The organism is Pseudomonas sp. PSB11 (assembly GCF_014596605.1).
In the GTDB taxonomy this organism is placed as follows: Bacteria; Pseudomonadota; Gammaproteobacteria; order Pseudomonadales; family Pseudomonadaceae; genus Aquipseudomonas; species Aquipseudomonas umsongensis.
The window spans coordinates 224658-247421 of the sequence record NZ_NOIO01000004.1 but is presented as its reverse complement, the minus strand read 5'-3'; the positions used below and the strand labels follow the sequence as shown (position 1 = coordinate 247421).

Below are 22764 nucleotides of genomic sequence, written 5' to 3'. Positions count from 1 at the left end.
CATGCTGGACAATGACTGGGTAATAGTGCTTTCAGCCGCCGCCCTGGGATTTTCAGTGTTGAATTATGTGCTATTGGACGGCACTGATCTTGGCGTGGGTGTGTTGCTGGGCCTGACACGCGATAGTCAGCTTCGGCGTGCCATGGCCGTGACTATCCTGCCGATCTGGGATGCCAACGAAACCTGGCTGGTACTCGGTGGCGGTGGTTTGCTGGCGTTGTTTCCGCTGGCCTATGCGATCCTGCTGCCGGCACTCTACCTGCCCTTTATCCTGATGTTCCTCGCACTGATCCTGCGAGCCGTAGCCCTGGAATTTCGCGATTACTCACCCAATGAGCGAATCAAGCGCGCGGTCGACGGCTTGTTGTTGGGCGGTTCGCTGCTGACGGGTGCCTGTCAGGGGATCGTATTGGGGACGCTTGTGCAGGGTATACCCAATGATGGCCGGCAGTACAGCGGCGACGGCTGGGAGTGGCTGGGTATTTTTCCGTTGTATTGCGGCGCAGTGCTGGTCGTTGGCTACACGTGGCTGGGTGCCTGTTGGCTTTACTGGCGTTCTGAAGAAGAACTGCAGCGGCGATCAGCTCGCCAGGCGCGGGCGTTGGCAAGCATGACGCTGGTGCTACTGGCCGTATTGGTGACCTGGACAGTGAACCTGGACGCTCGATATGCGTACCGGTTGGCAAATCCACTTGTCTGGCTGCCGGCTTCACTACTGCTCCTGGCATTGCTGTGCGGCTTCATTTCGGGTTTTCAAAGCCGCCGGGATTATTTGCCGCTGTTCGCTGCATTGGGCATCTTTGTTTTAGCCTTTGCATTGATGATTGCAGCGCTGTATCCACTGATTGTCCCGCCGCAGCTGACGTTGCAAGCGGCTGCTTCAAGTCCGACAAGCCAGGTGTTCATGTTGATCGGTTTCGCCGTGCTGATACCGGTGACGCTCATCTACAACACCTACGGCTTCAGTGTCTTCAGCGGCAAGGTGCGTGCCTTGGAGGGCGACAAACAACGTATGGGAGATTAGCTTGGCGGTCGGCGCATGGGGGTGAGCAGGTCAACAATCGCTTTGCCTGTCGCCTGCCCCCGATTTTCTGGCTGCCCAATGTGTCAGCGCAGTAAGAGTCCCGCGGCCCTGGCTCGCAAAGCCATTACCAGATTGGCTGGCATTTTTTTGATTTCTTCAGGCCAGAGCGCCAGATGCCCCCGAAATTCTCTCGATTCATCGTCGAATTTTGAAATATCAGCAAGCACGAAGCTGTATCGACTGAGGTAAGCCGCAGACAAATCATCGGCCAACGCCCGCGCAGGCTCGCCGGCCAACGCCAGGCACCATTGGGCAATTTCAACGATTCGTTCACTGGGTGTACGCGGCGCCACACCGTGCAGGAAGTTCAGGATGTATTGGTTGTAGAGCAGAGCGCCTTGCTCGGGCTCTTCCGTAGGGTTTCCGGGGCAATGTCGTCGTTCCCAGGGAAGCATGTAGACCATTTTGTCCAGCGCAGTCTGAAGAACATAATCCGACGGCTTAACCAATCGATGCATAATCTTCTCCGGATAAAAAAACGGTTTAGCTATGGTAGCTCATCCATGGAAGCCAATAGCCTGTATGAAGAAATTTGCGGAAAATATCCGTTGTTGCGGTAATGGCCGCTTAGGGTTTGGGCTTACGGCAGCTTACTTTTCCAAATGCGGGAACGCCGGGCCAGTGAAAAACTGGGCAAAAGGCTCTTGGTTTGACGGGGTACCCAAATCCAGAGCTAAAGCGAGGCGGCCTTAAAGCCGACCTGACTGTTACGGGTGCACCTGATCCCTTGTGGGAGCGAGCCTGCTCGCGAAGGCGGCAGCACATTGATCGTTCCCACGCTCTGCGTGGGAATGCCGCCAGGGACGCTCCGCGTTCCGCTGACGACGCATTAATTGAGCCGTGCGCAACGGTGATGCGGGGCGTCACAGGAAGCCCTGTGTGAAATTGGTTGCCTGCGTACATATCCATTGCTGCGGTAACGGCGGCTTACGGTTTCGCCCTTACGGCGACTCCCTTTTTCAAACGCCAAAAAGGAAGCAAAAGGCTTTGCCCCACCACTTGGTGCCTCGCCTGGGCTCGGCATGCCAGAACGAAGGCATTGCTCCGTGGGTCGCCGCGATGGGCCATCCTTGGCCCAGCGCGGCTAAACCGGCGTCCTGCCGGTTTCCCCACTGCGCAATACCTGTGTTCGGCCATCGTGGTTAACGGGGCGCTCGCGATCAACAGCAGAGCGAGGCGGCCTTAAAGCCGACCTGACTTTGACGGGGGCACCTCGATTGATCGTTCCCACGCTCTGCGTGGGAATGCCGCCAGGGACGCTCCGCGTTCCGCTGACGACGCATTAATTGAGCCGTGCGCAATCGTTATGCGGAACATCACAGGATGAAAACGATCAGGTCAGTCCGCCTCGCATAGCTTTTGCTCTACATTGGCTTTTTGAAGGTTCTGCCCAGTGGGGGCGAGTTCATACACCCAGTCAAAATATGCGCAGGCCCTGCGCTCCTGGCTCGGCCACACGATGAAACTGGAAAAATCCTCTAAACAAAACCATCCCGCCGCTCAGCCACCAACAGCAACGACTGCGGCGCTGGGCTTTGCGGGTGCTGTGGCTCCTGCAGTCCGGCCAGCCGGAACCCGGCCATGTCCAGCGCATTGAACCAACTGGACAAGGTTCGCAAGTACCACGGCATCGGTTGCCACTGCCCCTCGAATCCGCCAAAAGTTTCTTCCCGCCAGCCGTCCTGATAGTCGCCCGCAGCGACGGTCCAAGGATGCAGCGTCTGGATCACCAGCGCGCCGCCGGGGGCGAGCAGGGCGTTCATGGCTGCGAGCAAGGGGATGATGTCCTGGTGCAGCAAGGCGAAGTTGGCGCAGATCAGGTCGTAGTCGCTGCCGATTGAAACCTTCGAATCCGCCAGCTCTTCATAACTGGCCAGGTACACCGTTGAGGCGCCGGCCGCGCGCGCTGACTCGACCAGCGTAGCGTCGCCGTCCACGCCGACGGCCTCGATGCCTCGTTCCGCCAATGCACGCAACAGCCAGCCCTCGCCACAACCGAGGTCGAGCACGCGTGCAGGTTGGCGGCCCATTATCGCCAGCAGGATGGCCTGGTCAGTGACATTGCGGCGGCTTTCAATGGCGCCGGTGCGCACGGCTTCGATCCACGCGTGGGCATTGTGGTGCCAGCTCTGGAGGAGAGTGGTTTCGTCGGCAGGCATGGCGATGTCCGAAGTGGTGGGCTGGATAGAAGCATAGGTCAGGTGAACGCGGACCATTGGTCCTGCTGCGCCTGATTGGGACAATGCGCCCTGAGCGTTGTCGAATGGAGTGACAAGCAAAGGTGCATGAGCTGGACGTTATCGCACCCGCGTTTTTCAATCCTATTCAGATTGAGAGGTGGACTGATGAACAACATTATCTACATCGTCGGACTGGTGGTGGTTATCGCGGTCGTCCTGTCGTTCCTTGGATTTGCATAGCGCGTGTCAAGGGCACCAGCGACGGTCAGAGCCCGCCCGTCGCTGGGCTGAGGTTATCGATTAAAACGCTCGGCCAGGCTGTGCAGGTACTCGGCCATCCCTTCAAGATCCTGGCTGATGGCCGCGCCTTGCTTGGCCTGCCCCGCACTGTGGTCGCACAATTGAGCAATTCGCGTGATCTGTTGATTGATATCTTCGGTCACGTGACTTTGCTCTTCCGACGCCGACGCCATCTGCTGGCTCATATCGGTGATCCGGCTGACGGCCTGGCTGATACCGACCAAGGCGGCCTGCACCGCCTCGACACGCTGCATGCTGTCGCGGGAAATCTGCTCACCCCGGGTGGCCGTCGTGACTGCGCGATCGGCACCGATGTGCAGGGAAGCGATGATGCCGTGGATCTGTTCGGTGGAGGTGCGGGTGCGTTGGGCCAGGGATCGCACCTCATCGGCAACCACGGCAAAACCGCGACCTTGCTCACCTGCCCGGGCCGCCTCGATCGCCGCATTGAGCGCCAGCAGGTTGGTCTGTTCGGCAATCGACGTGATGACATCCACGACGCTGCCGATCGACTGCGTCTCGCTCGCCAACGCATTGACCGCCTGGGCGATTTCGTTGACGGCGGCGTTCATGGCCTCCATGGCGCGCAGGCTTTGTCCGGCCAATTCGCTGCCATCCCTGGTCAACTGGTCCGCCTCGCAGGCGGCATGCGCGGTGCTGATGACGTTTTGCGTCACCTGCTGATTGGTGGCCGCCATCTGTGAGATGGCGGCGGCGGACTGATCGGTTTCGCTGCGCTGGCGGTCAAGTGCCTGCGCTTGCAAGCCGGACAACTCGGATGATTGCGCCGCCTTGGCCTTGACACTGACCCCGGCATCCACGAGCCGACTCAAGGCTGTCTGCAAGCGGGCTTCCTCACTGAGCATGGCCATGTCCAGTTGCCCCTGGGGACCATGGTTATCGCTGTAGGTGAGTGCGACCAAGCGATCGGCAAAAGCTTTCGGATGCTCGGCCAGGGTGCGCTGTATGGCGCTGCGTTGTCGGGACACGATCAGGAACCAGGCAATCCCCAGGCTCACTACCAGCACCCCTTGGGCCGCCGCTTTTTCCAGCCACTGATCAGCCAGCAGTGAAACCGTGGTTGCCATCAGTAATGGCCAACCCTGTTGCAGCGGCCGGAAAATCCGCGCACTCAGCGCGACGATCGGCTTGCCGGCGCGCATCCTTGCATAAAGCGCGCTTGCCCTGCGCACCTGGTCGCGACTGGGCACCGAACGAACCGACTCGTAACCGCTCAGGCGGCCGTTTTCATAGATGGGCGTGACGTAGGCACTGACCCAATAGAAATCACCATTCTTCGCACGATTTTTCACAATCCCCATCCAGGGCTTGCCTTGCTTGATGGTGTGCCACATATGCACGAATACCCCGGGCGGCATGTCGGGGTGCCGGACCAGATTATGCGTCTGACCAACCAGTTCGTCGTAGGTGAAACCGCTGATGTCGACAAACGCGTCGTTGCAGTAAGTGATTCGGCTATCGAGATCGGTGGTGGAGATCAGGCGTTGATCGGCAGGGAATAATCTTTCATGGTCGGTTACGGGCAAATTCACACGCATAAAATGCGATCCCTATACGGATTTTTATTATGGTCTGGAACACGTAAATCAAAAAATACGCGATGTGTTCTACGCGTATCCCGCGAGCGCCGACCCCGCATCGGACGACACTTTCTTTTCATTTGATGACAGGGACGCCCTGCGTTTTTCTCGGCCTCCCAAAACCGGTGCCCTGGTCAACCTTACTCCACGTCATGAATTGGTTAGCCTGCTCACGAATTGGCCTAGTATTTGCTATCAATTAGCCATCTGAGTGTCGCAATGGACGAAGTGGATGTCGCTATCAAGTAATTTCATGCAATTGTCCGCCAACGAAAAACGCTGGCTACCCTGGTTCGGCAAGACTGGAAAACTCACGATGGGCTGGTCATGCTGGCTCAATCGGTCGGCTTATCCGGTGATCGAGCAAACCTTCGAAGCCATCGCTGAAACCCGGGTGCAGTTGCTGCAGAACTGGACACGCGAGAAGTGGGAGCACCTGGCGGAACTGGCGGAACACCTGAGTGCTGATTTCGCCAGCCTCGACAGCACATCGTTGGTGGACAAGCTCGTCCAGGCGGAGGATTTTTCGGAGTTGTTTGTCGTTGACGCCAGCGGCAGTGTCATCGTTTCAACCTGGAGCCAGCGCGGCAAAGCTCGGCTGGAGCACACCCGCGCATTGGCGCAAGGATTGAAGGCGCCGTTCCTGCATGGCCCTTACAGCGATCCGCTGACCTTGCAAATCGGCCCCTCGTCTTCGCGCTTCTTTGATGAAGTCACGCTGATGTTCTATCAGCCCCTGAGGGTCGATGGAAAAGTCCTGGGCTGCCTCTGCGGCCGCATACCCAACGATGTGTTGGGCGATCTTATCCAGCGTGAGGCCGGGCACATTTTTGCCGAGTCGGGTGACAATTACCTGTTCATGGCGCAATCGCGTTTCGATCCCGCCATTGAGCCCGGTACCGCATTGTCACGTTCACGTTTCGAGGACGGCACCTTCAGCCACGGTGAAAATCTGAAGAGTGGCGTACACACCCCCTGGAAGACCGTGCAGATCCAGCGGCACACCGAGCTTGAGCTGCGCTTCACCGACCCGGCGACGCAACAACTGCACCCCGGCGTACGCGAGACTATCCGCAAGGGCTCCAACCTCTTCGTGACGTATCCCGGTTACTCCGACTACCGGCACATTCCCGTGGTCGGCAAGGGCGTTACCTTCCAGTTGCCCGGTTCACCTGACCGCTGGGGCATGATGTGCGAGGCCGATCTGGAGGAGGTGTACCGCCGACGCTCGCTCAGCCATGGCCTGATGAAACCCTACATCGCGACCATGGCCGGTCTCTTTGCCTGCAACTACATGGTGCAGCACTACAGTGGCCTGGACCAGGGCATGATCGATACCGTCGAGGTCTTGAGCATGGCCGGCGCCGCGTTCCTGTTCAGCCGGCTCGGGCCCAAGCGCCTGGCGGCAAGGTTGAACGAGATGACGGGCGTGATCCGGACCATTGCCGAAGGCGAGGGCAACCTGCGTCAGCGCCTGGACATCAAGCGCATGGCCAATGATGAGACGGGCGACATGGGGCGCTGGATCAACAGTTTCATCGACCATCTGGACTCGGTGGTAGGGCAAGTGGTGAAGGCCAGCAGCAACGTCGGCACCACCAATCAGATGATGCTCGGACGCAGCCAGCAAGCCAGTGACACTTCCAGCGAAGTCTCCGAAGCGGTGCATCGCATGATGCTGATCGTCGAAGACCAACTGGGCGAGATCCAGCAGGCCTCTGCCAGCGCCGAACAAATGAAACAGGCGATGGATGAAGTAGTCACCCGTGCCCGCGAGCAATTTCTGGCCGTGCAGCAAGGCACGCAATCCATTCGCGATGTGGTCGAACGTTCTTCATCGAGCGTGCAGTTGCTCGACAGCAGGATGACCCAGATCGGCAAGATAACCGGCCTGATCAGCGACATCACCAACCAGACCAATCTGTTGGCGCTCAATGCAGCCATCGAGGCCGCTCGCGCAGGGGAACATGGGCGAGGTTTTGCAGTGGTCGCCGACGAGGTACGCAGCCTCGCCTCACGCACCTCGCGGGCGGCCGATGACATTCGGCAGATGGTCGAAGGCTTGCAGAACGAAACGCAAAAAGCCGTCAGCTTCATGGAGGAGGGCGTCAAGGACGTCGATAACAGCCTGCGCCTGGCCGAGGATGCCTCTTCGGAAAACGTGCAGTTGCATCAGGCGGTAGAGAGCATGTTTGCGATCATTCAACAGCTCAACACGCGCAGCCTCGACTACGGCAAGACGATCAAGAAGGTCGACCACTGCTCCACGCAAATGCGCCAGACCGTGGTGGTGCTGCAAAACAGTGCCGAAACGGTGCGACTCAATGCCAACAAGCTGCAGAAGCTGGTGGGGCAGTTCGAGGTGAGCGGCAATGGCGCGAGTGTGGCGGCTGTTTGAGTCCGTACGCCGGTGTATTCGGTGCTGATTGATATACCTTGAAATGAGCCTGTTATTCCATAAAACAAGTACTAACGATTTTTATATTGCGTTTTAATCTAATCAGTTATTTTCGATTGATTGGAGTACTTGTCTTTGAAAAGCAAAGCGTTTTTACCCCTTGGCCTGGCCTTGCTGACTCTCTGCTCAACAGCGTCCGCAGGGGCCATCCTTGATCGCGTCACGCAAAAAGGCGAGTTGACCGGCGTCCTGATGGAGAGCTATCCGCCGTTCTCTTTTCTCAACGAGCAAAACCAGTTGGACGGGTTTGACGTGGATGTGGCCAAGGCGGTTGCGCAACGTCTTGGCGTGAAGCTCAAGCTGGAAACGCCATCCTGGGATGTCATCGCCGCCGGTCACTGGAACGGTCGTTATGATATCTGCGTGTGCTCGATGACCCCGAGCAAGGCCCGCGCCGAAGTATTCGATTTCCCTGTCGAGTACTACCAGTCGCCGGCGGTGATCGTGGTGAATGCCAATGACAACAAGATCACGGCAGGCAAGGATTTGTCTGGCAAAAAAATCGGGGTGATCAGCGCCTCGACTTATGAAGCCTACCTGAACAAGGACCTGGCGATCGAAGGCGCCGAAGACAAGCCTTTGAGTTTTCCTTTCGATAATGTCCAGGTGGCGCCGTACGACAACGAGACGGTTGCCTTCCAGGACCTGGTACTGGGTACAGGCGTGCGCCTTGACGCGATGGTCACCAACCTGATCACGGCCCGCGAGCGTATCGCCCAGGACCCTCGCTTCAAGATTGCTGGCGATGCGCTGTATGCCGAACCGAACGTGGTGGCGATTGAAAAGGGCGATGCGCAATGGAACGCCAAGGTGACCGAAGTCATTGGCCAACTGAAGGCTGACGGAACGCTGGGCAACATTTCGCAGAAGTGGATCGGTGCCGACATCAGCCAATGACAGCCCAGAACCCATACCCGGCCAAAGCGACGGTGGCCGCCGAAACCGAGAAGCGTCGTGTTCACCTGTTATCGGGATTTCGCACGCGCCTGTATCTGACGTGGGCGACGCTGTTGGGATTGTGCGTCATGTTTTTCATGAGCTTCGATCTGAAGTTCTCAATCATTCTGGAGAAGTTGCCGAATCTGCTTGGACTGCATCTGGGGCCGAACGGTTTCCTGCAAGGCGCCGCGCTGACGTTGTTCCTATGCTTGTGTTCGATCTGCCTGTCCTTGCTGCTGGGCTTCGTGACGGCGCTTGCACGACTGTCACGCAGCGCAGTGGCTTACGGCATCGCCAGTTTCTATGCCTCTTTTTTTCGCGGCACGCCGCTGCTGATCCAGATCCTGCTGATTTACCTGGGCTTGCCGCAATTGGGCGTCGTACCTGGCGCTATCAGTGCGGGGATCATTGCGCTTTCGCTTAATTACGGGGCTTACCTCAGCGAGATCTTTCGTGCCGGTATCCAGGCGGTAGCCCCCGGGCAACGCGAAGCGGCGATGGCGTTGGGCCTCAGGCCGGCAGCGACTTTTTTGCACATCATTTTGCCGCAAGCGATGCGCACGATCATCCCGCCGACAACCAGTCAGTTCATTTCAATGCTCAAGGACTCATCGCTGATCTCAGTGATGGGTGTGTGGGAGGTCATGTTCCTGGCGCAGTCCTATGGGCGTTCTTCTTATCGCTACATCGAAATGCTCACCACCGCCGCCGTCATCTATTGGTTGCTGTCCATCGGGCTTGAACTGATCCAGCACCGCCTTGAACGCCACTACGGCAAAGGTTTCAAGAACCCGCGTTGATGTTTCGCCCCCGTTTCTTACTCAATCAGGAACCACGATGTCCGATCCAACTCCTCTTCTGTTTGCGCTCTATGAGCAAGCCAGCGTGGGCTGTGGCGGTGCGCCAAGCCTTTGGACTCACCCGGCTGATGAACGCCTGGCAATCAATTCCCTCGGCTACTGGTCGAACCTGGCGCGCATTGCTGACCAGGCGCACCTCGACATGCTGTTTTTTGGCGATGTACTGGGTTTCTACGACGTGTTTGGCGGCAACGCTGATGCGGCGATGAAATGGGCCGTTGAAGCACCGGCCAATGACCCGCTGATGATCATCCCGGCGTTGGCCGCCGTCACGCAGAACCTGGCCTTTGGCGTTACCGTGACCACCAGCTACGAACATCCCTTTACCCACGCCCGACGCTTCAGCACCCTGGATCACCTCACCAATGGACGGGTCGGCTGGAACATCGTCACTTCATACCTGTCCAGCGCCGCCCGCAACTTCGGTCTGGAGCAGATGATCAAGCACGATGACCGGTATGAGCGCGCCGAAGAGTTTCTGGATGTGGCCTACAAACTCTGGGAGGGCAGTTGGGCCGACGATGCTGTGGTCGCGGACAAGGCGCGCCAGCTCTATGCCCGGGGCGAGCGCGTGCGTGCGATCAACCATGCGGGTGAGCATTACCGGGTGGCCGGGCCGCACCTGACCTCGCCATCGCCACAACGCACGCCTTTGTTGATTCAGGCGGGCTGGTCGGGGCGCGGTCGTGATTTCGCCGCCAAACACGCTGAGTTGATCTTCATTGCCAAGTCCAACCCGCAGGAAATTCGTCTGGGGCTGGAGGAAATATGGGCCAAGGCCCAGGCACGTGGCCGTCAGCGCGAGGATGTAAAGTCGCTGACGGTGCTGCGTATCGTCACGGCGAAGACAGAAAGCGAAGCCCAGCGCAAATATGACGAACTGCAAAGCAACTATCACCTGCAGGCACAGCTGGTCAGTTATGCGGGTGACACCGGTATCGATATCGGCCGCTACGCCGACAGTGAGGCACTTTCCACCTACACCGAGGGCATGACCTCCTACGTGATGCACCCTGATGGCAGTGGTAAACCCTTGACCGCGGGTGACGTCAAACAGCGTTTTGCAAAGGTCACCCGAGGTAGCGATCTTATCCTGGTGGGCACGCCACACCAGGTGGCCGAGCGCATCGAGGAGCATGCGCGAATCTCCGGCACCAGCGGCTACATGCTCAACCCGCTGATCAGTCCCGGCAGCCTTGAGGATTTCGTTGAACTGGTCATCCCCGAGTTGCAAAAGCGCGGGCTATACCGCACCCGGCCGCAAAGTGGCACCTTGCGTTCACGGTTGCGCGCCGACGGTTCGAGTCATTTGCCTGCCTCGGCTTATGGCGCCTCGTTCCGTTTTGACTGAGTGTTGCAGGCGAATGCGCAGTTGAGGTCAAACGGCACATGCGCCTGCACCCCGGTTGTCAGCGTCGTCATCGCCTGGTGATGAAAGGAACGCCCCCGCGCGATGGCGCTGGGGCGCGATTGTGTTGGTCCTTGTCCTTCAATGCGCCGCGACAGGTTGGCTAGCCGGTGCATCGGCTTGGGTGCGAATGATCAAGAGTGCTGCCGCTGCTATCGCCAACGGCACGATCAGCGCTGAGTAATAACCGGCAGGACCTCCGTGCTCCAGAAACCAGCCGCCGCTTGCCGATCCGATGATGGCGCCCACCCGGCCCAGTCCAATCGCCCAGCCGGTGGCGGTTGCCCGCAATGCGGTGGGATACGCCTGGGCAACCATGTAGTTCAAGACGATTTGCTGCCCACCAATGCCCAGGCCTGCGAGACCGGCGAGGGTGAACACCAGCGCCCAATGGGTGCCGCTATTCGCCAAGCCCAGGCACAGGGCAATACCAAAGACAAACAAGGCCAGCAGCAATAGCCGAACGTTGATTTTCGGCAAGATGATTGACAGCGGAATGGCACACACGACAAACACGGCGTTGACCGCAACAGTGCCCATGGGTGCCTGCTCTGCCGGCAGTCCCGTTGCTTTGAGAACAGTGGGCAGCCAGGACAGGAACATGAACCATGCCACCCAGTTGAAAAGGTAGACCGTCCATATGCCAAAGGTATTGCGCGCCAGGCCGCCAGAGAACAGGGAAGTGACACTGGTTTTTACATCGGCCTCCGGGACGCTGTAGGTGCTGCCCGGGAGTGTTGGATTCCTGGTGATGCTGGCGACAATTTTCCCGATCTGTTCAACGCTGCCACGGGTCCGTTGCCGGGTCAGGAAATACAACGACTCCGGCAGTGCGAACATCAAGACCAACACCAGTACCAGCGGCACGATACCGCCAACGGCGAAGATGCCTTGCCAGCCAATCGAGGGCAGCATCCTGGCCGCCAGCAAGCCGCCCAGAATGGCACCCGCAGGTAAACCGAGCAGGACCGTGGTCATGATCGTGCCGCGTTGTCTTGCGCTGCCATACTCGGCGGCGAGCGAGAGAACCACGGGTGTTGCACCGCCCATGCCAAGCCCGGCGATAAAGCGCAAGACCAGGATCTGCTCGGTAGTCTGGGCAAATGCCGTTGCCAGGGAGGCGAAACCGAACAAGGCAACCGACCCGATAATGGCGGGCCGGCGGCCGAATTTGTCGCCCATCAGGCCCAGTACCATGGCGCCGAGCACCATGCCGACAATTCCGGCGGTCAGGATGGGCGCCAAGGCGCCTGCGCCGAGTCCGAAGGCCTCAGTGATCGAGGGACCGGTAAAGGCAATGGCTTGGGTATCGAATCCATCAAGAATGGCGACGAAAAAACAAAGGGCGAAAACCCGCCACTGAAAATAGCTGACTCGAGTGCTATCGATCAGCTCGGGAATTGAATAATGAGTGCTCATGACTGCTCCATTCAGTAAGGCATTTTTTATAGTTTTTACGCGCAGGCAGACCCTGCCGAATCACAGGCTAAGTGTGATGTCCGGTGGGGTCTAATATCATTTGGGTGCTAAGCGATACCTTGGGGGTATGGTAGGCAGGCGCCAGCGAGGCACTTGTCATTGAAAAGATTTACGGGCTGAAGAAAAACAAAGCGCAGTTCGAAACTGCGCTGTAGTGACGGGTCTGAGCGAAGGGCGAAAGCATCCAGGCCAGTGTGCCTGCCATTTTATTGGCTGGAGCGAATGGCCCCTCCATCAATCAGCAGATTCTGCCCGGTCAGGTAGCCCGCGTGACTGCTGCACACGAAGGCGCAAAGAGCACCGAACTCCTCGGGTGAGCCGAAGCGTTTAGCGGGAATTTCGCGACGGCATTCGTCGAGGAAGGCTTCACTGTCCTGGCCCAGTTCTTGCGCGGCGGCGACCAGGTTGTCACGCAGGCGATCGGTGTCGAATGAGCCCGGTTGCAGGTTGTTGATCGTCACATTACGACTGGCAATGTTGTCCTGCCGGGCGAGTCCTGCGACAAACCCTGTCAGGCCACTGCGGGCGCCATTGGACAGGCCCAGGCTTTCGATGGGCGATTTCACCGCACTCGAGGTGATGTTGATGATGCGGCCAAATCCGCGGGTCGCCATGCCGTCTACCGTTGCCTTGATCAGCTCGATAGGGGTCAGCATGTTGGCGTCCAGCGCCTTGAGCCAGGCATCGCGGTTCCAGTCGCGGAAATCCCCGGGAGGAGGGCCTCCAGCGTTGTTGATCAGGATATCGAAATGCCCGTGGGCAGCGAGGGCTGCCGCACGTCCCTCAGGTGTTGCAATGTCGCCGGCGACGGCGATCACAGTCACTTCAGGATTCAACGACCTGAGCTGACGGGCTGTTTCATTCAGCGCCTGTTCGCCTCGGGCAGTAATCACCACGTTCACGCCTTCGCTGACGAGTGCCTGGGCGCAGGCTTTACCCAGGCCTTTGCTGGCAGCGCACACCAGCGCCCAGCGTCCTGCTATTCCAAGGTTCATGCGTGTATTCCTGTAAGAAAAAAGCTCAAGTTAAGGGACAATACTGTTCACTCAAGCATGGGGTTGTAGTCAAGAACTGGATTGGGTGTGTTTCCATTCCTGCGGTAACGGCGACTTATGGTTTTGCCCTTACGGCGACTCCCTTTTTCAAGCGCCGGTACGGACCGGACACATGGTTAACGGGGCGCCAAAAACAAAGCGAGGCGGCCTTATAGCCGACCTGATCTTTGCGGATACCCCCAATCCCCTGTGGGAGCCAGCCTGCTGGCGATTGACGTTAACGATAACGCGCCCCGTCTGGATGAACGCGGTGCCTGGAAGTCCATCGTCGGAACGCCGCCCGGAGCAGGCTCGCTCCCACAATGGGATCGCAGACACACCTGCAACCAGGTCGGCTGTCAGGCCGCCTCGCTTTTGCTTTTGCTTTTGATTTTCTTGCCCCTCGCGGCGTGCCCTGTAGGAGCGAGCATGCTCCGGGCGGCGTTCCGACGAAAAACCTGAGGGCTCCACGGGGTGTCAGGCTCCCCGCGTCATCGTTGACCACCATCGCGAGCATGCTCGCTCCTACAGGCCGGGCGGCGTTCCGTTTTTCCAAGTGACCCGCTGTAAAAGCGGAACCCTAGGTGGCCGTTACCGCAGGAATGGATATGCACCCAATCCAACCCCGCCGCCGCGCCAACCTAAAGTGAACAGCATTACAAGAAAAGGGCTGTCTATTCATGCAAGATCCACCGTTGCAGACGGTTTTGTCGATCGTGCCGCAATCCCCATGAAGCGCCGCACCCGCTCTCCTTGGGCATCGCACAGGATGGTTTCAGGTGCGGCATCGAGTTGGATATTGCCGTTCTCCATGAAGATCACCCGGTCGGAGATCGACATGGCAAAGTCCATTTCGTGCGTCACGATCAGCATGGTCATGCCTTCCCTGGCCAGGTCGCGGATCACGTTCAGCACGTCGTTGACCAGTTCAGGGTCGAGGGCCGAGGTCGGCTCGTCGAACAGCATGATCTGCGGCTCCATGGCCAGGGCCCGGGCGATCGCCACACGTTGTTGCTGTCCACCGGAGAGCTGGTGCGGGTACTTGTGGGCATGGGCCAGCAGGCCGACCTTGTCCAGCAACGCATACGCACGATGTTCACTCAGCTCGCCCGGCTGGCCGTGGTAACGCGGTGCCAGGGTGACGTTATCGAGAATGGTGCGGTGCGGGAACAGGTTGAAGTTCTGGAACACCATGCCGATGTGCCGCACGCCTTTGCGCAGGCGGGCGCTGTTGGGTTTGTCCGAGGCTTCGATGAATGTTTCGCCGAACAACGAGATGTCGCCGCTATCGATGCTTTCCAGGCCGTTGACCGTGCGGATCAGCGACGTCTTGCCGGAACCGGATGGCCCGATGATCGAGACCACCTGGCCGTAGTCGACACTCAAGTCGATACCCAGCAGCACTTTGTGCGTGCCGTAGCTCTTCTGGATGTTCTTCAGTTGCAGGATAGGCGTCGTGTTATTGCCGGCTGCCTTGCGCGCACTGTCGGGCAAGGCTTCGGCGCAGGCCTTGAACTTGGCCACGGCGGCGTCATCGAGGGTGTGCGGCTTGCGGAAGTTAAGGTCCAGGTAGCGCTCCAGGCGCTGCAGGAAAAAGCCGAACACGGTGACGATCAACACGTAGTACACGCCGACCGCCGCCAGGGTTTCCATGACCAGGAAGTTGGTGGCGTAGAGGCGTTGGCCGACCGTGAGGATTTCGGTCAGGGAGATGACCGAGACCAGCGACGTCAGCTTGACCACCGTGATGTATTCATTGATCAGGGTCGGCAGCGAGATACGGAACGCCTGGGGGATCACGATCAAGCGCTGCATGCCGAACAGGCCGATACCCAGCGCGCGTCCGGCCTCCTTTTGCCCCTTGGCCACCGAGATCAGTCCACCGCGGTGGATTTCCGCCATGTACGCCGCTTCCGTGACCACCAGGGCCAGCAAGCCGGAATAGAAAGGATTGGACAGGATGGGCCCGCTGCTGGGAAACAATTGCGGAAGGTTGTAGACGAAGACCACCAGCACCAGCAGCGGGATGCTGCGGAAGAACCAGATATAGACCGCTGCGGGAATGCGCAGCAGAGGCGAGTGGGACAGCTTGGCCGTGGCCAGGACAAAGCCCAGCAGCATGCCGATGAACCAGGCCAGGGCACTGAGCTGGACCACCGTGACGCAGGCATTCCAGAAGTCTGGCAGGGAGAACAGGGAGAAGAAATACGACCAATCGAATTGCATGGGGCACCTCGATCTGCCGCCCCCGTGCAGAGGCGGCAGATGACCAGACTACAAGGACAGGTTCTTAGTGGGAGGTTGGTTCTTCCAGGCCATATTTCTTCAGAATAGCGGCGTACTCACCGCTCTTTTTGGTTTCCTCGAACGCTTTTTGCACAGCCTGGAAGGTTTCGTCGTTACCTTTCTTGACGAAGATGCCCAGGGTTTGTTGATAGATCGGGTGCTCAGTGGTGATCACCACCCGGCCATTGGTCTTTTCCGCGATCATTTTTGCCGCGCCGGCGATTTCGACCTGGGCCTGGATGTTTTTGGACAGCAGGGCCTGGGTCACTTCGGGTGCCGAGGGGTACTCGCTGACGGTGATGGCGCCTTTGTTGTTGGGCACGCAGTACTCATCGGACAGCTTCCTGAATTCCTTGACCCAGGTCGTGCCTTGTTCCAGGCCCAGTTTCAACCCGCACAGGTCTTCAGGTTTTTTTGCGTTGATCTCGCTGCCCTTGGGCACCATGACGGCGGCACCGGTGTTGGCATAGGCGATCGTCTGGGCCTGGGTCTGGCGCTCTGGGGTGATGTACATGCCGGAAATCACCGCGTCGTATTTGCCGGAGTTCAGGCCAAGGATCAGGCTGGGGAACTTGGTGTCGACGAACTCTGCCTTGGCGTTCATGTGTTTGGCCAGGGCCGCAGCCAGCTCGGGATCCGAGCCCACCACGTTCTTGTCCTTGTCATAGGACTCGAACGGCGGGTAGGTGATTTCCATCCCGACCTTGAACGTGTCTGTCGCTGCCATGCTCATCGAGGCGCCGAGCATACCGGCTGCCAATACAGCCAGGCCCAACAGGTTCTTGTTCTTGTTTTTCATTTTTTACTGACTCCGGCGTTGGTAGGGTGTAGCTGAAAACTTCAATCAGGACGGTTGCGCCTGATTTTTCAGGTGTCCGAAACTGGCGGGCTTACGTGCCTTGCCTGGCAGTTGAACGTCCCCGTTGGCCACTCTCTGGCGCAGATACTGATAGGTCTGCAGCGCCTGGCCATACATGTGTTCGCCGATCGTGATCTCTTCGTAGTCGTTGCCGGCCTGGGCGAATCCTGGCAGCGGTTTGATCTGGGTGTGATAGTCGCAGGCATAGAACAGCGGAAAGGAATAACGCTCCTCCTTCACACTGCGCACCCGGTGCGCCGTGGCAACGAATGCGCCCGCGGTCATCACTTCCAGCATGTCGCCGATGTTGACCACAAAGGCATCGGCAATCGGTGGTGCATCGATCCATTGTCCGAGGTTATTCATCACCTCAAGGCCCGGTTTGTCGGCCAGGAGAATGGTGAAGCACTCGTAATCAGTATGGGCGCCAAGTCCCGGTGCGTCATGGGCGGCCCCGTCGAACGGGTAGTGGATCAGGCGCAGTTTTGACGGCGGACGGGTGACCAGGCTGTCGAAATAGTTTTCTTCCAGGCCCAAGGTCAGGGCAAAGCCTGCGAACAGGCGCCGGCCCAAGGCGAAAATCGCTTCATAGTAGGCCTGCACCGCCGCCTTGAAACCTGGCAGCTGCGGCCAGTCGTTTGGTCCCAGCAGCGGCGTGTTGGCCAGCACCAGCGGGTCATCGGCCGGGACTTCGAAACCGACGTCGAAGGCTTCCTTGTGGTCCGGCTTGCCTTTGGAATAAACCTCTTCGCCTTCGGGTACAAAACCCTTGTGGGTTTGTGAAGTGCCGATGTAGTGCTGCATCTTGGTGTCGAAGGGTTGGTCGAAAAAGTCCTTGGCCGCCTTGCGCAGGTTGGCGATCAGCTGCGGGTCGATGCCGTGATCGGTGATATAGAGAAACCCGACATCGCTGGCGGCGCGCCCCAATTGTTCTGCCACGGCCAGGCGGTGTTCCAGTTCAAAACTGAACAGGCCGGCGATGTTGACCACCGGGATGCTGTTGAAGTTGGCTTTGCGTGTGTCAGTGCTGATGCTTTTATTTTTATTGTCAGGCATGACGCGTCGGCTCCCTAAGGATGGCTTGAGTGGTAGAAACGCTCGAAGTGTTCGCGCTCGGTCTGGCCCATCCACACGTTCAATGACCACAAGTCGGCCACCGGGACATTGGTGAAGGGCAAATGATGCAAGTAGCCGTCGGCGCCGAATTCCGGGGTCAGGGTGCTGACCTGGTAACCGCGGGCTTGCTGCGAGCGCCAGATGCTTTCCCAGTGCTGCTGATGGAATGCCAGTTCCTTGGCATATTCAGGCGCTCCCGGGTGCGGAACCTGTGGGCCCTGGTCATAGCCGACCCGGGCCTGGATATGGTGAACCCGCTCGACGAAAGCGCTCAGGTCATCGGCCGGATCATTTAACAGCCGCTCGCAGGTCACGACCCAATGGCTGATGTCACTGGTGAACAACAAGTCGGGCAGCTGCCGGATCAACTCCAGGGTCACCCAAGGGTTGAACAGCGACCGCGAGCGGTGGGTTTCAAAACTGCAGACCTGGCCGTGCTTGCGCGCCAGTTCCAGTGCCTGGCCGAAGAACTCCACTTGTTGCGCCATGGCCCAGCGGTCATTGCCCGCCAGCACGTTGACAAAGCGTGGGCGCAGCTCGGCGGCCAAGGCCAGTTTGCGATCGAGGTCATCGAGGTGGGTGGCAGGGGAGGCCGACTGGTCCGGCAGTACATCGTAAGCGGTGAAAACGGTACTGATGTAACCCACGCCGTTGCCCTGGAGGAAGGCCCTGAATTCTGCTCTTTCATGCGCATCCAGTGGCAGACGCGCTTCCATCCCGTCAAAGCCTGCATGCAGGAGCTCCTCAAGCGCCTGGGCCTTGCTGGCGGTGTAACCCCACAACGTGCGGAATATTTCCAGCTTCATCGGTGATCCTCGGCCAGTTCGCTGTGGAGCCGATGTTAGGCATAGGCGGCGGCTTCGAAGAATCGCAAAATTCAAATCAATACTTCAGACTTTCATCAACAAATAGCGAGCTACTTATTCAGCATTTCACGCAAGAATTTAGCTCCGTGTAGGCGTCTACGCTGGGCACTGGCGTGACGTGCCATTGTTTCGGCATCATTTTGAAGAGTGCCAAGAGACGCTGGACCACCGATGGCCCGCCCTGGGTGGATGTGGAGAGGATGTGAGCACCTGGTCGGCGCCCAGGCATCGAATTTCCGGTGGGAACTACGCTATGAAGTCTGGCTGCGACGCAGGATTCAAAGTGAAAAGACTGACTGAAAAACCAAAGTACGCATTGACTTGAGCGCTGTAGCTTTTTCCGTTGATGCACCAACTGCAGAAATGCTCGCAGTTATTTGAAAGCAATCTGTATTGGCACTCGCCGATTCTTGAGCGCGCACGACTGGCTATTTCATCGTTGGAAAACTCACACTGTTCTTGCACTACCCAGACCGTATTGCCATTGGCGAAACGTTCAATAGTCGTCGCTTCGATGGGCCCGGGCCTGAATGAACTGCAAAAGCCCGAATAGTGGGCAATCTCTCCGCCACCCAGATGGATTCCGTGATGCGTATAGAATCTGCGTGGACTGATCAAGTGCGATCCTACGGGTAGTTTTCCAATGTCTTGCGTTATGTCCAGCAACCTGCATGGATTGGCTGAACCTTTTGCCACTCGGTGCCTGTTGCGAAATTCGACCGATAGCGGGCTCTTGCCTGACAGGGCCATCAACTGTCGCGAGAGGCGAGTGGTTATCATGGTTAAGCAGATAAGTATTGTCGAACGGATCGACAAGGATTCACTTGCTGCCTGACTGGTTAAATGGCTCACGATAAAGTCCTCCGCAACCCTTGATGTTCAATTTATCCCAGGGGTTGCGTGACTTCATTTGTGCGCATGTTTAAATCAAGTGACCAATGAATATATCGTTCTTAGACGTAAGTATAAAACCGGTTCGCCAGTAACGACTCCCTGCGCGACAGGTTCCAATAACGTTGACGATGTCAGGATAACTTGCGTGACTGCGGCTCGATGCCCAGTGATTCCGATTTTCTGACAAGGTCTGCGACGGAGCGCGCGGCCAGCTTCTTCATGACTTGCCCGCGATGGACCTTCACCGTGACCTCGCTGAGATTCAGTTCGCAGGCAATCTGTTTATTCATCAGGCCGGCCACGACGAACCTCATGACCTCACGTTCACGGGGTGTCAACGATTCGTAGGCGGCATGCAGCGCCAGGTTCGATTGGTCGACCGCCAGGCGCTCAGTGTCACGCGCCAGCGCGTTAGCGACAGCGTCCAGCATATCCTGATCGCGAAACGGCTTCGCCAGGAAATCGACTGCGCCTGCTTTCATGGCCTTGACCGTCATCGCAATGTCGCCATGCCCGGTCATGAAGACGATCGGCATGCGCACGGCGCTCTTCTCGACCTGCTCCTGAAAAGCGAGGCCGCTTTCGCCACGCAGCCTCACATCGAGAATCAGGCAACTCGGAACATCGCTCTTGGGGAAGGCAAGAAAGTCCTGCGTGGATTCGAATGCTTCGACGTGCAAACCGATCGAGCGAAGCAGTGCGTCAAGGGCCAGTCGAATTGACTCATCGTCGTCGACTATGTAAACCACCGGAACCTTGTGTTTGTCTGGGCTTTGGACCGAAGTGGAACGCGACCACGAACTCATTTCGCCTCCGTTCTACCGACCGGTAGGGTGTGGCATGCACGCCGACAAATTTACTCCCTAACACAGCGGGCAGCAATTACGCAGCGCTGGGTTGTCCTGGGACACGCCCGTGCGGCACCGGATGACAGCCGGCAGAACCTGGCCTTTCAAGCGGCAATTGCGGGCTGCTCGTGCGGCTGACTTAGATACCGGCAAAGGTACGAGCGCAGCCAACGCTCGCGCGGGTCGTTATGGCTAGCGCCGCGCCAGGCAATGGACAGTTCCGGAGCCGGGAGGTCCAGCGGGACGGTCTCGGCGTTCATTCCCTCCAGGCGAACCATGGCCTGGGCGACATAGTCGGGTACGATGGCAACCATGTCGCTACCATCGAGCAGCGCGGGCAGGGCGCTGAATTGAGGCACGGCCAGCACCACCTTGCGCTGTCGTCCCACCTGGCTCAACGCGTGGTCTACATCATCGAGAACTTTTCCCATCGAAGACACTACCACATGGGGGCGTTCACAGAATTCTTCCAGCTCCAGGGGGCAGGGGGTGTTATCCGCACGCAGCAGCATCGGCTGCATCGATCGCAAGCTCTTGCAATAGGCATTGGCTGGTAACCCCAGTGCAGGGCTGATGCCCACCGATATTTCCCCTGAGAGGAACAGTTGAGGCAATTGCCACTGATCGACCCTGCGCACTATCAGGGTGATGTTCGGGGCCTCCTTGCGAAGAGGTTTGATCAGGCGCGGAAGAAGCGCGTACTCGACATCGTCCGAGAGGCCGACATGGAATGACGCGTCGCTGATTTGCGGATCGAACCCCTTGGTACAGCTCAACGCAACGGCAATGCCATCGAGGGCTGGAGCAAGTTGTGTATGGATCTCCGCGGCCCGAGCGGTCGGTTCCATCCCCCCTGCGGTGCGAATGAACAACGGATCGTTGAACATCGAACGGAGCCGGCCGAGGGCACTACTGATAGTTGACTGCCCCAAAAACAGCTTCTCTGCGACACGGGTAACATTGCGCTCCTGGATCATGGCTTCGAAGATAACCAGCAGATTGATATCAGCATGGCGCAGGTCATTTCTGTTCATCATATTCACCGCCTGGTCGCATGGTTTCCTGGCTGGGTGGACTCGAACAACGGGCAGCGGCGCAGTGTCGCCGGTGACCAGCAATGTGAGGCCAGCTTATGTAAGGTAATGACGCGACGTCATTTGTACCTTCGTCCAGACGAAGTATCCCTGGGTTTGACGATCCTGTACGTGGGTATACTCTGCCGGTTGGGCAAGTTAACCTGGGCGATAAATGATTTAACAGGTGCTCCCCATTACACGTTGGTCTCAGCAGGCTATACCTTGGTATAGTTTCCCGTCTTATAGGACAGCGTATTTTCAAGTGATGACAGGTTACATCACAAGCGCCCAGATGAAACAAGGTTCCCAGGTTTGCATAACGGCGATGATTGCCATTGTCGATGACGACGAATCCATACGTACGGCACTGGAGAATTTATTGCGGTCTAGCGGTTACCAGGTCCGATCCTATTGCAACGCCCTGGCGTTTCTAGACTCCAGTGGCCCCGCCGAAACGCATTGCCTGCTTTCCGACATCCAGATGCCAGGAATGGATGGTGTCGAAATGCATCAGAGACTTGTGGCAAAGGGCTTCGACATTCCCACCATATTCATCACCGCTTACCCCGAAGCAGCCCCGTGCGTCGACGCCAGTGCCGTGGGGCTAATCACCTGCCTGCCTAAACCCTTTGACGCCGACAAACTGCTGAGCTGCATCGAAGCCGGCCTCCGCCAGCCGCGCTGAACATAAAACGTTTTGCGATGAGCCAACATATACGTTCGTATAAGTGCACTCGTCCTATGCGTATCGTAATTGCACCTATGTAGAAGTTCATCTGAGAGTGTCCGTGAATATCATGAATGCACGGAGCGTGATTTGCTGTGGCAAGTTGCGACACCTGAGTGCATGACTCAAAGACACTGTTTTAACGACTACGTGTTTTAAGGAGGTGCCATGGCACTGCTGCATATTGATGCAAGTTCCGACATTGGAGCATCAACCGCAAACAAGGCGTCGATTCAGGTATTTGCCAAACTTGACAGCAGATACCCGGCGTTCATCAAGTCGCTGATTGACCTCTGTATCGACCCGTTGCCCCACCTCAAAGCCCTGACCGCAGGCGCATTTTGCTGCGGTTCCAGTCGACGCTTGCGTTGGAAGCGACCGGCCGCGCCGGGTGGTCGACCACCGACGACGACTGCATGGCATCGAGCAAGCGGCGACATCTCGATCAACCGACATTCTGCTGTATGGTTGATGGACCGCGGCTATTGTTACATCGCCGGTGTTCCAGGCAGTTTCCGCTCAGGTGCTGAAACCAGCATGTATCAAAGGGAGGAGATGCGAACCGCGCGAACGGCTATCTGATCCATAGGCGTTTCTGGTGGCACAGGTGTAATCTGGCAAAACGCTAACTACTGCAACCTCGACGCTTGGCAAGTATCCTGATTCCAACGCGGTTCTGGCGGGCGAAAGCGCCGACCTCTTGGCTTCATGCCAGGCAGCGGAGAGTATTTGCAAGGTAAACCCTACAC

At 58.0% G+C, this 22764-nt stretch carries 19 protein-coding genes; 7 read left to right on the top strand and 12 right to left on the bottom strand.

Going from position 1 to position 22764, the window contains the following annotated elements; genetic code table 11:
* Position 1: 1 nt before the first annotated feature.
* Positions 2 to 1024 carry a cytochrome d ubiquinol oxidase subunit II gene (gene cydB, locus CGA21_RS07810; RefSeq protein WP_188263900.1) on the top strand — a complete coding sequence of 341 codons (1023 nt, stop codon included), beginning with the start codon at positions 2 to 4 and terminating at the stop codon, positions 1022 to 1024.
* An 83-nt stretch (positions 1025 to 1107) separates the two neighbouring features.
* On the opposite strand, the gene CGA21_RS07805 is transcribed toward cydB, so the two are convergent.
* The 3 genes from CGA21_RS07805 to CGA21_RS30125 all read right to left on the bottom strand — a co-directional run bounded on the left by CGA21_RS07805 (position 1108) and on the right by CGA21_RS30125 (position 5123).
* Positions 1108 to 1542: a hypothetical protein gene (locus CGA21_RS07805; RefSeq protein ID WP_020799224.1), complete on the bottom strand. Its 435-nt coding sequence runs from the start codon at positions 1540 to 1542 to the stop codon at positions 1108 to 1110.
* Between the two features lie 1020 nt (positions 1543 to 2562).
* Positions 2563 to 3243 carry a class I SAM-dependent methyltransferase gene (locus CGA21_RS07800; RefSeq protein ID WP_110747835.1) on the bottom strand — a complete coding sequence of 227 codons (681 nt, stop codon included), beginning with the start codon at positions 3241 to 3243 and terminating at the stop codon, positions 2563 to 2565.
* A 314-nt stretch (positions 3244 to 3557) separates the two neighbouring features.
* Positions 3558 to 5123, bottom strand: coding sequence for a methyl-accepting chemotaxis protein (locus CGA21_RS30125; RefSeq protein ID WP_188263899.1), 1566 nt, complete (start codon positions 5121 to 5123; stop codon positions 3558 to 3560).
* 274 nt (positions 5124 to 5397) lie between these two features.
* Here CGA21_RS30125 and CGA21_RS07790 point away from each other — a divergent pair, with 274 nt between their 5' ends.
* The 4 genes from CGA21_RS07790 (at position 5398) to CGA21_RS07775 (ending at position 10773) form a co-directional block, all read left to right on the top strand.
* Positions 5398 to 7563 carry a methyl-accepting chemotaxis protein gene (locus CGA21_RS07790; protein ID WP_188263898.1) on the top strand — a complete coding sequence of 722 codons (2166 nt, stop codon included), beginning with the start codon at positions 5398 to 5400 and terminating at the stop codon, positions 7561 to 7563.
* A gap of 135 nt (positions 7564 to 7698) precedes the next feature.
* Entirely contained in the window at positions 7699 to 8520 is an 822-nt protein-coding gene (locus CGA21_RS07785; protein WP_188263897.1) for a transporter substrate-binding domain-containing protein, read from the top strand.
* Positions 8517 to 9362, top strand: coding sequence for an amino acid ABC transporter permease (locus CGA21_RS07780; RefSeq protein WP_083349115.1), 846 nt, complete (start codon positions 8517 to 8519; stop codon positions 9360 to 9362). Before CGA21_RS07785 ends, CGA21_RS07780 begins: the two co-directional genes overlap by 4 nt.
* 37 nt (positions 9363 to 9399) lie before the next feature.
* The gene (locus CGA21_RS07775) at positions 9400 to 10773 is read left to right on the top strand and encodes an LLM class flavin-dependent oxidoreductase (protein WP_188263896.1); all 1374 of its coding nucleotides are present in this window, start codon (positions 9400 to 9402) and stop codon (positions 10771 to 10773) included.
* A gap of 138 nt (positions 10774 to 10911) precedes the next feature.
* On the opposite strand, the gene CGA21_RS07770 is transcribed toward CGA21_RS07775, so the two are convergent.
* From CGA21_RS07770 to CGA21_RS07730, 9 genes are all read right to left on the bottom strand, one after another.
* A complete protein-coding gene (locus CGA21_RS07770; RefSeq protein ID WP_188263895.1) occupies positions 10912 to 12249 on the bottom strand; it encodes an MFS transporter in 1338 nt (445 codons plus the stop codon).
* Between the two features lie 266 nt (positions 12250 to 12515).
* Positions 12516 to 13304 (bottom strand): SDR family oxidoreductase, encoded by a 789-nt coding sequence (locus tag CGA21_RS07765; RefSeq protein ID WP_110747170.1) that lies wholly within the window; start codon positions 13302 to 13304, stop codon positions 12516 to 12518.
* A 717-nt stretch (positions 13305 to 14021) separates the two neighbouring features.
* Positions 14022 to 15569 carry an amino acid ABC transporter permease/ATP-binding protein gene (locus tag CGA21_RS07760; RefSeq protein ID WP_188263894.1) on the bottom strand — a complete coding sequence of 516 codons (1548 nt, stop codon included), beginning with the start codon at positions 15567 to 15569 and terminating at the stop codon, positions 14022 to 14024.
* A 64-nt stretch (positions 15570 to 15633) separates the two neighbouring features.
* The gene (locus CGA21_RS07755) at positions 15634 to 16428 is read right to left on the bottom strand and encodes an ABC transporter substrate-binding protein (protein ID WP_110747165.1); all 795 of its coding nucleotides are present in this window, start codon (positions 16426 to 16428) and stop codon (positions 15634 to 15636) included.
* Positions 16429 to 16473: 45 nt separating this feature from the next.
* Positions 16474 to 17544 (bottom strand): isopenicillin N synthase family dioxygenase, encoded by a 1071-nt coding sequence (locus CGA21_RS07750; protein WP_110747163.1) that lies wholly within the window; start codon positions 17542 to 17544, stop codon positions 16474 to 16476.
* A 14-nt stretch (positions 17545 to 17558) separates the two neighbouring features.
* A complete protein-coding gene (locus CGA21_RS07745; RefSeq protein ID WP_110747161.1) occupies positions 17559 to 18410 on the bottom strand; it encodes a sugar phosphate isomerase/epimerase family protein in 852 nt (283 codons plus the stop codon).
* Between the two features lie 306 nt (positions 18411 to 18716).
* Entirely contained in the window at positions 18717 to 19220 is a 504-nt protein-coding gene (locus tag CGA21_RS07740) for a lecithin retinol acyltransferase family protein (RefSeq protein ID WP_223194068.1), read from the bottom strand.
* 275 nt (positions 19221 to 19495) lie between these two features.
* A complete protein-coding gene (locus tag CGA21_RS07735) occupies positions 19496 to 20170 on the bottom strand; it encodes a response regulator transcription factor (RefSeq protein ID WP_110747157.1) in 675 nt (224 codons plus the stop codon).
* 146 nt (positions 20171 to 20316) lie between these two features.
* Positions 20317 to 21246: a LysR substrate-binding domain-containing protein gene (locus CGA21_RS07730; protein ID WP_188263893.1), complete on the bottom strand. Its 930-nt coding sequence runs from the start codon at positions 21244 to 21246 to the stop codon at positions 20317 to 20319.
* A gap of 334 nt (positions 21247 to 21580) precedes the next feature.
* Here CGA21_RS07730 and CGA21_RS07725 point away from each other — a divergent pair, with 334 nt between their 5' ends.
* A complete protein-coding gene (locus tag CGA21_RS07725) occupies positions 21581 to 21973 on the top strand; it encodes a response regulator transcription factor (RefSeq protein WP_188263892.1) in 393 nt (130 codons plus the stop codon).
* 210 nt (positions 21974 to 22183) lie between these two features.
* Entirely contained in the window at positions 22184 to 22597 is a 414-nt protein-coding gene (locus CGA21_RS07720) for a hypothetical protein (RefSeq protein ID WP_188263891.1), read from the top strand.
* The last annotated feature ends 167 nt before the right edge of the window (positions 22598 to 22764 follow it).

Coding starts and splice junctions, on each gene's coding strand:
- cydB (WP_188263900.1), top strand. CDS start 2: ATGCTGGACAATGACTGGGTAATAGTGCTTTCAGCCGCCGCCCTGGGA.
- CGA21_RS07805 (WP_020799224.1), bottom strand. CDS start 1,542: ATGCATCGATTGGTTAAGCCGTCGGATTATGTTCTTCAGACTGCGCTG.
- CGA21_RS07800 (WP_110747835.1), bottom strand. CDS start 3,243: ATGCCTGCCGACGAAACCACTCTCCTCCAGAGCTGGCACCACAATGCC.
- CGA21_RS30125 (WP_188263899.1), bottom strand. CDS start 5,123: ATGCGTGTGAATTTGCCCGTAACCGACCATGAAAGATTATTCCCTGCC.
- CGA21_RS07790 (WP_188263898.1), top strand. CDS start 5,398: ATGTCGCTATCAAGTAATTTCATGCAATTGTCCGCCAACGAAAAACGC.
- CGA21_RS07780 (WP_083349115.1), top strand. CDS start 8,517: ATGACAGCCCAGAACCCATACCCGGCCAAAGCGACGGTGGCCGCCGAA.
- CGA21_RS07775 (WP_188263896.1), top strand. CDS start 9,400: ATGTCCGATCCAACTCCTCTTCTGTTTGCGCTCTATGAGCAAGCCAGC.
- CGA21_RS07770 (WP_188263895.1), bottom strand. CDS start 12,249: ATGAGCACTCATTATTCAATTCCCGAGCTGATCGATAGCACTCGAGTC.
- CGA21_RS07765 (WP_110747170.1), bottom strand. CDS start 13,304: ATGAACCTTGGAATAGCAGGACGCTGGGCGCTGGTGTGCGCTGCCAGC.
- CGA21_RS07760 (WP_188263894.1), bottom strand. CDS start 15,569: ATGCAATTCGATTGGTCGTATTTCTTCTCCCTGTTCTCCCTGCCAGAC.
- CGA21_RS07755 (WP_110747165.1), bottom strand. CDS start 16,428: ATGAAAAACAAGAACAAGAACCTGTTGGGCCTGGCTGTATTGGCAGCC.
- CGA21_RS07750 (WP_110747163.1), bottom strand. CDS start 17,544: ATGCCTGACAATAAAAATAAAAGCATCAGCACTGACACACGCAAAGCC.
- CGA21_RS07745 (WP_110747161.1), bottom strand. CDS start 18,410: ATGAAGCTGGAAATATTCCGCACGTTGTGGGGTTACACCGCCAGCAAG.
- CGA21_RS07740 (WP_223194068.1), bottom strand. CDS start 19,220: ATGGCCCTGTCAGGCAAGAGCCCGCTATCGGTCGAATTTCGCAACAGG.
- CGA21_RS07735 (WP_110747157.1), bottom strand. CDS start 20,170: ATGAGTTCGTGGTCGCGTTCCACTTCGGTCCAAAGCCCAGACAAACAC.
- CGA21_RS07730 (WP_188263893.1), bottom strand. CDS start 21,246: ATGAACAGAAATGACCTGCGCCATGCTGATATCAATCTGCTGGTTATC.
- CGA21_RS07725 (WP_188263892.1), top strand. CDS start 21,581: ATGAAACAAGGTTCCCAGGTTTGCATAACGGCGATGATTGCCATTGTC.
- CGA21_RS07720 (WP_188263891.1), top strand. CDS start 22,184: ATGGCACTGCTGCATATTGATGCAAGTTCCGACATTGGAGCATCAACC.